Origin of the sequence: Thermomonas sp., from assembly GCF_019104945.1 — a bacterium.
Taxonomy (GTDB): domain Bacteria; phylum Pseudomonadota; class Gammaproteobacteria; order Xanthomonadales; family Xanthomonadaceae; genus Thermomonas.
This window is the reverse complement of record NZ_JAHRWW010000023.1, coordinates 1-10,106: the sequence shown is the minus strand read 5'-3', so window position 1 is coordinate 10,106 and position 10,106 is coordinate 1. Positions and strand designations below refer to the sequence as shown.

Annotated in this window: 10 protein-coding genes and 2 pseudogenes; 3 read left to right on the top strand and 9 right to left on the bottom strand. The window is 62.1% G+C overall.

What is annotated here, in order from left to right:
• The 4 genes and pseudogenes from KUL77_RS06485 to KUL77_RS06470 form a co-directional block, all read right to left on the bottom strand.
• Positions 1–472, bottom strand: a 472-nt coding sequence (locus tag KUL77_RS06485; RefSeq protein WP_297144707.1) for a twin-arginine translocase subunit TatC, incomplete at its 3' end; no start/stop codon positions are given.
• A gap of 76 nt (positions 473–548) precedes the next feature.
• Positions 549–767 (bottom strand): annotated as a pseudogene (tatB, locus tag KUL77_RS06480) (Sec-independent protein translocase protein TatB); the annotation flags it as partial.
• Positions 768–784: 17 nt separating this feature from the next.
• Positions 785–1,009, bottom strand: a complete 225-nt coding sequence (tatA, locus tag KUL77_RS06475) for a twin-arginine translocase TatA/TatE family subunit (RefSeq protein WP_297144705.1) — start codon at positions 1,007–1,009, stop codon at positions 785–787.
• 209 nt (positions 1,010–1,218) lie between these two features.
• Positions 1,219–1,908: pseudogene (locus tag KUL77_RS06470) on the bottom strand (lipid-binding SYLF domain-containing protein); the annotation flags it as partial.
• Between the two features lie 107 nt (positions 1,909–2,015).
• Between KUL77_RS06470 and hemH the strand changes: the two are divergent.
• The gene (gene hemH / locus KUL77_RS06465; RefSeq protein WP_297144702.1) at positions 2,016–2,996 is read left to right on the top strand and encodes a ferrochelatase; all 981 of its coding nucleotides are present in this window, start codon (positions 2,016–2,018) and stop codon (positions 2,994–2,996) included.
• The gene (locus tag KUL77_RS06460) at positions 2,984–3,838 is read left to right on the top strand and encodes an alpha/beta hydrolase (protein WP_297144699.1); all 855 of its coding nucleotides are present in this window, start codon (positions 2,984–2,986) and stop codon (positions 3,836–3,838) included. Before hemH ends, KUL77_RS06460 begins: the two co-directional genes overlap by 13 nt.
• Before the next feature lie 3 nt (positions 3,839–3,841).
• Here KUL77_RS06460 and KUL77_RS06455 read toward each other — a convergent pair whose 3' ends face one another.
• Genes KUL77_RS06455 through ttcA form a run of 4 tightly spaced genes read right to left on the bottom strand, consistent with a single transcriptional unit; the run spans position 3,842 to position 7,081 of the window.
• Positions 3,842–4,345, bottom strand: a complete 504-nt coding sequence (locus KUL77_RS06455) for a hypothetical protein (RefSeq protein WP_297144697.1) — start codon at positions 4,343–4,345, stop codon at positions 3,842–3,844.
• Between the two features lie 54 nt (positions 4,346–4,399).
• Positions 4,400–5,182 carry a SprT family zinc-dependent metalloprotease gene (locus tag KUL77_RS06450; RefSeq protein WP_297144696.1) on the bottom strand — a complete coding sequence of 261 codons (783 nt, stop codon included), beginning with the start codon at positions 5,180–5,182 and terminating at the stop codon, positions 4,400–4,402.
• Positions 5,183–5,195: 13 nt separating this feature from the next.
• The gene (locus tag KUL77_RS06445; protein ID WP_297144693.1) at positions 5,196–6,098 is read right to left on the bottom strand and encodes a recombination-associated protein RdgC; all 903 of its coding nucleotides are present in this window, start codon (positions 6,096–6,098) and stop codon (positions 5,196–5,198) included.
• A gap of 35 nt (positions 6,099–6,133) precedes the next feature.
• Positions 6,134–7,081: a tRNA 2-thiocytidine(32) synthetase TtcA gene (ttcA, locus tag KUL77_RS06440; protein WP_297144690.1), complete on the bottom strand. Its 948-nt coding sequence runs from the start codon at positions 7,079–7,081 to the stop codon at positions 6,134–6,136.
• Positions 7,082–7,131: 50 nt separating this feature from the next.
• Between ttcA and KUL77_RS06435 the strand changes: the two genes are divergently transcribed.
• Entirely contained in the window at positions 7,132–7,350 is a 219-nt protein-coding gene (locus tag KUL77_RS06435) for a YdcH family protein (RefSeq protein ID WP_297144687.1), read from the top strand.
• A 3-nt stretch (positions 7,351–7,353) separates the two neighbouring features.
• Here KUL77_RS06435 and plsB read toward each other — a convergent pair whose 3' ends face one another.
• Entirely contained in the window at positions 7,354–10,074 is a 2,721-nt protein-coding gene (plsB, locus tag KUL77_RS06430) for a glycerol-3-phosphate 1-O-acyltransferase PlsB (protein ID WP_297144685.1), read from the bottom strand.
• Between the last annotated feature and the right edge of the window lie 32 nt (positions 10,075–10,106).

Sequence of the window (10,106 nt, the reverse complement as noted above, 5' to 3'; positions counted from 1 at the left end):
TGTCGGTCATCATCGCCACGCCCTCTGGGGTGACGCGGGCGAGGAAGCCGAACACCATCGGCAGCACAAGATAGTAGGCAAAGGCGCAGCCGGAATAAAACAGTAGCAACGCCGAGCTGAGCAGCGGCAGCGCTAGTCGCTTCTCACGCTGATACAACCCAGGTGCAACGAAGGCCCATGCTTGATAGAGCAGCCACGGCATGCTGATGAGCAGCGCGGCAAAAAAGGCGAGCTTCATCGGTGCAAAGAACGGGCTGGCCACCTGCGTGGCGATCAGTTGCCCACCTGCGGGCAACTTGGCCAGTAGCGGCTGCGCTAGATAGCCGTAAAGTTTGTTGGAAAACGGCAGCAGCCCTAGCAGCACGAGGCCCAGCCCCATCACGCCGCGCATCAGGCGCATGCGCAGTTCCAGCAGGTGCGCAATCAGCGGGCGCTCTGCGTCGAGGTCGGTTGGGTGTTCGCTATCACTCATCGCGCTTGGTTTCAGGTTCGACGGATTGCTCCACCGTGCGCTGGGCATCGCTTACTGCATCGAGCACCTGTGTGCGTGCATCTTGCAGGGTTTTCTGGCTTTCGCGCAGGCTGCGCTTGAGCTCTTCGTCGGCCAGCTCGTGTTCAAGCTCGTTTTTCATCGAATACCACTGTGCGCGGGCTTTGCGCACCCAAAGCCCAGCAAAGCGTGCGGCCTTGGGCAGGCGCTCGGGACCGAGCACCACCAAGGCCACCACGGCGACCACTAACATTTCGCCGAGCGAAAAATCGAACATCGAGCGGCCCTGCGCGCTTAACGCGCGACGTTGTCGTGGTCGCGTTGTTCGGACGGAGTTTGGGTTTTTTCGTCGCTAAGACGCGCGGCGGGCTTGCTGTCTTCGTCGCCCGAAACACCCTTTTTAAACTCGTTGACGGCTTTGCCAAGGTCGCGCGCACCCGAGGTCAAGCGCTTGGTGCCGAACACCAGCAGCACGATGAGCAAGACAACAAGCCAGTGCCAAATGCTGAAACCACCCATGAACGTACTCGAAATTAAAAAGGGGAATACAAAGGATTCTAGCGTGGATTACGCCGCCTCATTTTGATTTACCGCAAACTTCCGCAAAAGTTCCCCCGTTAGTGGTTGTCTAACGGGGTGGTGGTGGCCGGGTTGCTGCTTTCCAGCGGCTGCACGGTGACCGAGCCATTTTGCGGCGCAGCCTCTTTGCCGGCGCGTTCGCGCGCGTAACGGGCGGCGTGGGTGGCTTCTTCCAGCGTGTTGCGGAACTGAGTAATGGCAGCAGAGGCTGGCTGCTGCGTGCGGCCTTCAAAAATCATGCGCGGCGTGGTGTCGCGGCCGTAGGCGCTGCGGTTGGCACCGTGGTCGATCTGCAGCACCGCGCCGTCAAGGGCGACGCCTGCAAACAGCCCGCGCGCACGCGACCACGACCAAATTTCGGCCTTCATTGCGCCATCGGTGGCGGCGGCGGCATTGCGGCCCACCGGCCCGGCGGCGACACCGGCATCGGCACCAAGGGTGAACTTGCCGTTGACGATATTGTCCAGCCCACGCTCGCTGCGGAAGACCAAGATCACGTCGGCCGACTGTACGCCCGCCTGCAAGCCGAAGCTGGCGCCGGTGAGTTTGACGAACACCGGGTTAGACCAGGTGCCGTCCGCGTTCTTGATCGCCATCATGCCAAGGCCGCGACGGCCACCCAGCATAAAGCCTGCCTTGAGGGTATCGGGCACCACCACAATCCCACGCGCATCTTCCAGCAGGCGGTCGGGGATCGAGGCCTCGGGGATGGATTGAATCTGCTTCACCACGCGCGAACCGTTTTCGGCGCGGGAGTCTTCCTGTGTCCCCGCCATGACGCTCCCGGCGGCAAGCAGGGCGGCAAGGGCGAGGGTCAAACGACGCGGTGTTGCACTCATGGAGTTCTCCAAAATGGGGGACACACAGCCGCATCGTGGCGCGGTATCCATGAATCGATGTTAAGCCAAGACGCGCCTTTACGCTCCGGCGTGCGATCCTATGGCCTATGCACGATACTTCTGATTCTCACCCAGCCCTGATTTTAGTGAACCTTGGCACCCCGTCTGCGGCTACTGCAGAGGCGGTAACCGCTTATTTAGATGAATTTTTATCCGACCCCCGCGTGGTGCAGCTGCCGCGCTGGCTGTGGCGGCCGCTGCTGCGGCATGTGATTTTGCCCAAGCGCAGCCCGGTGGTGGCGCATAAATATGCCGAGATTTGGCTGCCAGAAGGCTCGCCGCTGGCGGTCTATACCCAGCGTCTCGCGCAGGCGGTGCATGCGCGGTTGCCGCAATGGCGGGTACTGCACGCGATGCGCTACGGTGCGCCGTCTTTGGCCGATGCGTTGGCGCAGCTGCGTGCCGAAGGCGTGCGCAATGTGCGGGTGTTGCCGCTGTACCCACAGTATTCCACCACCACCACGGCCAGCGTGGCCGACGCAATTACCGCGCAGGCGCAGGGCCAGCAGGTTCAGATACTGGGCGACTACCACACCGATACCGGCTGGGCGCAGGCGGTGGCGGCGAGTATTCAGGCGCATTGGCAGGCGCATGGGCGCGGTGAGCGTCTGTTGCTATCGTTCCATGGCATTCCGCAGCGTTTGGTGGATCACGGAGACCCGTATGCGGCGCAATGCGAGGCCAGTGCGCAGGCCATCGCGCAGGCGCTAGGTATTGCGCGCGATGGGTTGATGCTTACGTTCCAGTCGCGCTTTGGCCGCGCGCGCTGGCTGCAGCCCTACACCTTGCCCACGCTCGAGCAACTGGGCCGCGATGGGGTGAAAACGGTGGATGTGGTGTGCCCCGGGTTTGCGGTGGACTGCCTTGAGACGCTGGAAGAAATCACCATGCAAAACGCGGAAGCGTTTTATGCAGCGGGGGGGCAGGCGTTGCGCTATATCCCCTGTTTGAATGCAAGCGAGGCCCACGCCGATGTACTGGCGGCGCTGGCGCAGGAAGAAAAGGGGTGGGCGGTATGCGCGAGATAAAAATTGAAACACCGCTAGGCACAATCACCGCACTGCGCAATGACGGCAAAGGCCGTCGCGTACTGGCGCTACACGGTTGGTTGGATAATGCAGCGAGCTTTGTGCCGATGGCGCCTTATTTGCGTGAATGGGATCTGGTTGCGATCGATCTACCCGGACACGGCCGCAGCGCGCATCTACCCAGGGGAGTCGAATATAGCTTCGCCGGGGCGCTGAACTGCGTCTTGGATGTCGCCGACGCATTGGGCTGGGACAGCTTCACCCTGCTGGGGCATTCGATGGGGGCGGGGATCTCCAGCCTGTTGGCGGCGGCCTGCCCGGAACGGATTGAAGCCCTGCTCGCAATTGAAATGCTGGGCTCGTTGGTGGAAACCGCCGATCACACTGCGGTGCGGATGCGCGAAGCTGTGGCCGCGCAGCGGCAACTCAAAGACAAGCGCCTGCGCGTGTTTCCCGATATTGAAACCGCGATCCGCGCACGCCAGCAGGCCGAGCGCTTACCCGGCAACAAGCTGGAAGAAGAGATGCTGCGGTTGCTGGTAGAACGCGGTGTGCAGGCTGTTCCGGGTGGGTTTGCTTGGAGCAGTGACCCGCGCTTGACCCTGCCCACACTGACCCGGATGACGATAGGCCAAGCCGATAACCTATTGCAGCATGTGGACTGCCCGGCGTTGATTGTCTTTGGCGACCCTGCGCAGCCGTACTTGCAAGATGCAGAACGCCGCCGCCGGGTGGCGTTATTGCCGAAGGGGCGGTTGGTTGTGCTGCCGGGTGGGCATCACCTGCATATGCAGCAGCCGCAAACGGTGGCGGCGGCGCTGCTGGAGTTTGTGCGCGGCTAGTGCTTATTCAGGTTCTTGTGCGGAGTTGATGGTGAGATCGGTGCCGCCGTTCTCGTTCTTGGCGATGTAGTACACGGCATTGCGCTTTTCTTTACTGAACGCCAGCGAGCCGCCATCACCGCTTTGCATCGCCATTTCACGCTTCCAGCCGCTTTTCTCCATGTTTTGCCCCACCGTGTTGAAGACGGCCGTCATCGCGGCGGGGGTGGAAATATTGATGACTTGCGCGCCGGAGACATCCATGACGCTGGCGATGCGGTGCTGGTCGGGGAGGTAGATATCGCTGGGGAAGTTAGCGGGAAGCGGGACACTTTGGCCCTCTTCTGCGGCCGTGCTTTGGAGGACCCCCTGCTCGGTTTTGACGGTGACCTGCTGGCTGTTTTTATCGACTTTGGCACCAGTGGCGCGTTCGACTGCCGCTGCCACCGCCGCGTCTTGCGCCTTCTGACAGGCGGAAAGAAGCAGGCTTGCGGCAACCAAGGCGGTGAAAAAGGGGCGGTTGAACATAAACATAGAAACCCATCAAGCGTCTTGTGTCTCAAAAGAACGCACTTGCTGGAATTATCCGGCCAGCAGTTGGCGCAGACGCCCTTTTAGCGCGCGGCCTTCGCTGCGCAAATAGTCGCGCTGATGGCGCCACGCCGGGCAGCGTGCCTGCACTTCGCGCCAAAAATGCGCAGAATGGTTGGCGTGCAGTAGGTGGCAAAGCTCGTGCACCAGCACGTATTCAAACGCGTCTGGCTGGGCCAGTAGTAGTGCAAGGTCAAGCGACACGCTGCCGTCGGGGGCCAGTGAGCCCCATTGCGAGCTGGTGCGTTTGAAGCTGAATTGACGCGGCGTGCGCGGCAAGTCCGGCAAATACTTGGGCAGCCAGCGGCCAAGGTCGGCGCGGCCTTGGGCTTCGTAAAAGTCACGCAGCGCGCGCTGTAGGGCGCCGCGTCCGGCAGAGGCGGGGGCACTGAAGTGCAGTTCGCCAGCATGGATCAGTTCAAGCCGAGTGGCGCGTGCGCTGACCCAGCGTAATGGGAGCTCTTGGCCACGCAGCGGCAGGGTGGGGGTGATGCCGTAGTGCAAACCCTCGCCCGCGTGTGCACTGTGTAGAGCAAGCTGCTGCTGCAGCCAGTGGCGGTGTTCTTGCAAAAAGTGCTCGGCCGCATTCAGGCTGGCGCGTGCGGGCAGGGTGAGGCGTGCGCCGCGTTCATCTACGCTCAGCTTGATCCGCCGCGCGCGTGGGTCACGCACGCGCAACACGAGAATGCTGCTGCCATCGGCAAATTTCAGCGCGACCTGCTCGCGTTCGAGCGCGGGCGGTTTGCGTGTCAAAAGCGAGGCGATCCGCAGCATAAGCGCGCGTTCGTTACTCCGCCTTGCTCAGTTTGAACGCGCCTTCCAGCACGCTGAACAGGCGTTTGAACTCACCCGCCATCAGCGCGAAGCGGGCTTCCAGTTCGGCCACGATGTCGTCGCTTTCGGTGGACTCCAGCTGATCCACCGCGCCATCGAGCAGTTTGAATTTACGCACAATCAAGTCTTCACCAATGACGAAACTGACGTGATCATCCAGCACCAAGGCTAGCCGTGTGGCCTGCTTGCCGGCTTCTAAGTGCTTGCTGATCTCTTCGCCCGAGAGTTCCATGCGCTGAATTTTGACCACGGCGCCGGTGTCGGTGGGGTCGCGCAGCTCGCATTCATCGCCCAAGCTAAGGCCGTCGGGCAGCGGGTCACCAGCGATCCAGCCGGTGAGGATCGCGCGTGGCGCCACTTCCGCGTTGAGCGGAAGTGCAGGGAAGCTGCCCAGTGCACGGCGCACTTCCGAGACCACACTTTCCGCACTCTTGCGCGAGGAGGTATCGACAGCGATGACGCCTGCTTCCATGTCGATCAGCGCATCACTACGCACCGGCCGCACGAAGGCGCGCGGCAGCAGTTCGGTAATCAATTCGTCCTTGATCCGCTTGCGGGTGCGGCCACCGGGCTTGCGGCCTTCTTGCTCTTCAATCGCGGCGAGCTTTTTTTGCAGCAAATCATTGACCACCGCGCCGGGCAGAATCTTGTCTTCACCGCCTACGGTGATCCAGTAGGCCTTGTCGCAGTGGTGCTTGAAGCTGTCACCGTGCTGGCCGAACGGCGGAATAAAACCGCGGCTGGAAAGCTCCAATGCACCCACCGGCTTGAGCGCGCATTCGGCGAGCTGGGTTTCAAGGTCGGAAAGATCAAGCGATGTGGGAAAGCGGAACAGGGTGAGGTTGCGAAAGAACATGCGGTATCCAGAATAAAGAAGGGGCGTCGCGCGGCTTAGGACTTCAGAATGTCGAGGCCGTCGTGGTTGCTGATCGGGCGCGCAGGGAGCGCCACCGGGTTGTATTCGGCCGGTGCACCGGAAAGCCACGCGTGGGCATCGGGTAGGGCGTCGTCGCCGCGTTTGCCCAAGGCCATGAAATCAAACAACTTCGGGTCAGAGAGCTGCGAAGGGCGAATATCGCCGAGCGCGCGTGCCATGGTTTCGATGCGGCCCGGCGTGTCTTTTTCCCATTGTGCCAGCATTTTTTTCACCTGCTTACGTTGCAGGTTCTCCTGCGAGCCGCATAGGTTGCAAGGGATGATGGGGAACTGCTTGGCCTCGGCATAGACTTCGATATCGGCTTCGCGAACATAGGCCAGCGGGCGGATCACCACGTGCTTGCCATCGTCGGACAGTAGCTTGGGCGGCATGCCGGAAAGCTTGGCGTGGAAGAACAGGTTCAAGAAAAATGTGTTGATGAGGTCGTCGCGGTGGTGGCCCAGCGCAATTTTGGTGAAACCGTGTTCTTCGGCATAGGTGTACAGCGCGCCACGGCGCAGCCGCGAGCACAGCGAGCACATGGTCTTGCCTTCGGGAATCACGCGGGTGACCACCGAATACGTGTCTTGCTCGATGATGTGGTAATCCACGCCGAGTGCCGACAGGTATTCCGGCAGCACATGTTCGGGAAAGCCCGGCTGCTTTTGGTCAAGATTCACCGCGGTGATGGAAAAATTCACCGGCGCTTTTTTCTGTAGCTGCAGCAGCACATCGAGCAGGGTGTAGCTGTCCTTGCCGCCGGACAGGCAGACCATCACCTTGTCGCCATCTTCGATCATGCCGAAATCGGCAATGGCGCGGCCCACTTGGTGGCGCAGGCGCTTACCGAGTTTGTCGATTTCGTGTTTGCGGCGCTGGGCGTCGGCGGCGGGGGCGGCGTGCGGAAGGTCGAGAGTGCTCATGGCGCTATTTTACCCGCCCCGCTCGCCCGCCGCCGCGCTATGCTCATGCCATGAATCAAGACACCGACCCCGCCGAGTTAGCGCGTTTAGTGCAGCGCGTGGTGGCGCTGCGCCAAGAACACCGCGACCTTGATCTCGCCATCGAGAAGCTACAGGCCGATATCGCCAATGACGAGCTCACCATCAAGCGCATGAAGAAGCGCAAGCTGCTGGTCAAAGACCAGATCGCTTGGCTGGAAAACGCGCTGATTCCCGACGAGCCTGCGTAACGATCACGTGGATTCCGGCAGCGCAGGCCGCTCGCCGGTGGTGCGGCCGGTATCGGGGCTAATTTTCTCGATGGTGTGGCGCAGCTCGCGGCCCAGCACCACCCGCGCTTCTTTCGCCCAAGCATTAAGCCGCTCGTCGAACATCAGCTTGCTGGTGTCGGGGTTTGGCCAGACCAATTTCAGTTCGCGCAGTTTTTGAATGAAACTGCGGAACAGTGATTTGTCGAAGAATTCTGGTGCGGCAGGGGCATACAAGAGTGACAGCCGCTGCGCGGTGAGCTGGCACAGGCCTTCCAATTCGCCCGCGCCGAGAATGCCGGGGCCATTTTTCACCAAAATAGCAATCGCGATGTAGTAACGCTCAAACGCCTGCTGCAGGGTATGGCCCAGCGCGCGCAGACGGAAGACTTCATCACTTTGACCGGCGTAGCGGGCGAGAATGCCGCCATCGTCGTCGCTGACCTGCTCCAGCAAGCCTTCACGAATAAAGACTTCGATGGTGCGGTCGATGCGGCTGGCGAAGGTGTCCTCGTCCCAGGGCAGGAATAGCTCGGCTTGCAGGAACGGGTACAGGGTGCGGCCGATCTGCTGCAGCTGCTTGCGGCCCATGCGGCGGTTATTCTGGAAGCACACCGCGATCCACGAGGAGGCGGTGAACAGGTGCAGCACGTTGTTACGGAAATAGCTCAGCAGCACCGCGTTGTCGCCTTCCACACTGAGCACGTCGCCCAGCGGGTGCTGGGTGCGGGTGATCAGGCCGATTTCTTCGCCATGAGCAATAATTTGCTGCGGGCTGTGCGGGGTGACGGTGACCCAGTCGGAATACGAGACTTCCGCCAGCAGCGTTTTAGACAGCGTGATTTGTGCGATCAGGTCGGCTTCGCCCATCGCGTGCTTGGGTGTGGATAGCAGGGCCAGCGCCAGCAGGTTGATTGGGTTGACGTCGGCGGCGCGGTTGATATTGGTCTGCACGCGCAGTGCCAGCGCATCAATGGTGCGCGAGAGCCACGCGGGTTTTTCATCGTCGCCTACCGGCTGGCCATCCCATTCTGGCGCTAGTTCGGCCAAGACTTCATCCAGCCGGATGCGCTCGCCGAAGTTCACCACCACCTGGCCGTAATTGCTGCGCAGCACCTTGGGGATGCCGGCCAGCAGCTGCCAGATCGATTCTTTTTCCTTCGGCTTGCCGGACAGCTCGTCGAGGTAGCTGCGGCCTTCCATCAATTTTTCATAGCCGATATAGACCGGCTGGAACAGCATCGGCCGGGTCGGCTGGCGCAGGAAGGCGCGCACGGTCATCGCCAGCGAGCCGCCCTTGGGCTGCAGCAGGCGGCCGGTGCGCGAACGCCCACCTTCGATGAAGTATTCGATCGAATAACCGCCAGCCACCAGCTGCGCCATGTATTCGCGGAACACCGCCGAATACAGTGCATTGCCCTTGAAGCTGCGCCGCGCAAAGAACGCTCCGCCCTTGCGCAGGATGGTGCCGACCACCGGCAGGTTGAGGTTGATCCCGGCGAAGATATGCGGGGCGACCACGCCGTGACTGTACAGCAGATAGCTCAGCAGCAGGTAGTCCATATGGCTGCGGTGGCTGGGCACGTACACCACTTCATGGCCGGGGGCTTCCTGCTTGAACTGGTCGAGGTGGTGCACCAGCACACCGCGATAAATGCGGTTCCAGACCGAGGTCAGCATGAAGCTGAGCGAGCGCACCGCGGTATTGGAATAGTCGGCGGCGATTTCCCAGAAATAGGCGTTGGCTTTCTTCCACGCTTCTTCCGGCGTGCTCTTGTCGCGCCGGGCCTGATCTGCAATCGCGTCCTTGACCTGCGGCGAGGACAGCACTTGGTCGGCCAGCAGGCGGCGGGTCGAGAGATCCGGCCCGATCACCACCTCACGCACGCGCCGGAAATGGGTGCGCAGCACACGCGAGACCTTACGCACCGCGCGCTCCGGCGGCAGGTCCTCGGCCAGCGCCTCACGCACCGACATCGGTGCGGCGAACTGCACCAAGGTGTCGCGGCCGTTCAGCAAGATAGCGAGCAGGCGGCGGAAGCGGCCCACCAAGGTCCAGTTTTCCGAGAACAGCACGCTGAACCAGCCGCTGGTGCGCTTGGGCGCTTGGCCAACGAAGATCGACACCGGCACCAGCTGCACGTCCAGTTCCGGGCGGTCGCGGTGCGCCTGCAGCAGCCGCGCCAGCGAGCCGGAATGGGTCTTGTGTTCAGCGCCCGGCAGCAGGCCCAGCGCATTGGCGTGGCGGCGCGACAGCGCTACATAGGCGCGCTTGCGGCCCAGCGGATCGCCGGCGATCGGCTGCAGCGGCGGCGGCAGGCCGGCCTCGCGGCAGGCGCGGGCGAGGATCAGCGCATTGCTCAGGCCGTAGTCTTCCAGCACGTAGCAGACCGGGCGGCTCGGGTCGATGCCGTTTTGCGCATCGTTGCCGGTGTCGAGCTTCAGCCATGGGTCGAGCAGGCGCCCGAGCAGGCGCGCCCACAGTGGCTGGCGCTGTTTGCGGCTTGGGGCGGGGCTGGCGGGAGTTGGCGCGGCCACAGGGCTAAGGAATTCAGGCAGCGGCAGTGCGGCCGCATCTTCGGCTGGCGCGGGGGCATCGGGTACAGCCGGGCCGCCTGCAGCGCTCTCAGCGGCGGGGTTTTCTGGGTTCGGTGGGTCGAACAGACCAACCTGTGCGGGAGGGTGTGGCTTAGACATTGCCGTCATTATCGCCGAATAACGCCGAAAACGGCCTTATT

Bases quoted from the DNA above. Each gene is read 5' to 3' on its own strand.
- ttcA (WP_297144690.1), bottom strand. From the start codon at position 7,081: ATGAGCACTCTCGACCTTCCGCACGCCGCCCCCGCCGCCGACGCCCAG.
- hemH (WP_297144702.1), top strand. From the start codon at position 2,016: ATGCACGATACTTCTGATTCTCACCCAGCCCTGATTTTAGTGAACCTT.
- KUL77_RS06460 (WP_297144699.1), top strand. From the start codon at position 2,984: ATGCGCGAGATAAAAATTGAAACACCGCTAGGCACAATCACCGCACTG.
- plsB (WP_297144685.1), bottom strand. From the start codon at position 10,074: ATGACGGCAATGTCTAAGCCACACCCTCCCGCACAGGTTGGTCTGTTC.
- KUL77_RS06455 (WP_297144697.1), bottom strand. From the start codon at position 4,345: ATGTTCAACCGCCCCTTTTTCACCGCCTTGGTTGCCGCAAGCCTGCTT.
- tatA (WP_297144705.1), bottom strand. From the start codon at position 1,009: ATGGGTGGTTTCAGCATTTGGCACTGGCTTGTTGTCTTGCTCATCGTG.
- KUL77_RS06450 (WP_297144696.1), bottom strand. From the start codon at position 5,182: ATGCTGCGGATCGCCTCGCTTTTGACACGCAAACCGCCCGCGCTCGAA.
- KUL77_RS06445 (WP_297144693.1), bottom strand. From the start codon at position 6,098: ATGTTCTTTCGCAACCTCACCCTGTTCCGCTTTCCCACATCGCTTGAT.
- KUL77_RS06435 (WP_297144687.1), top strand. From the start codon at position 7,132: ATGAATCAAGACACCGACCCCGCCGAGTTAGCGCGTTTAGTGCAGCGC.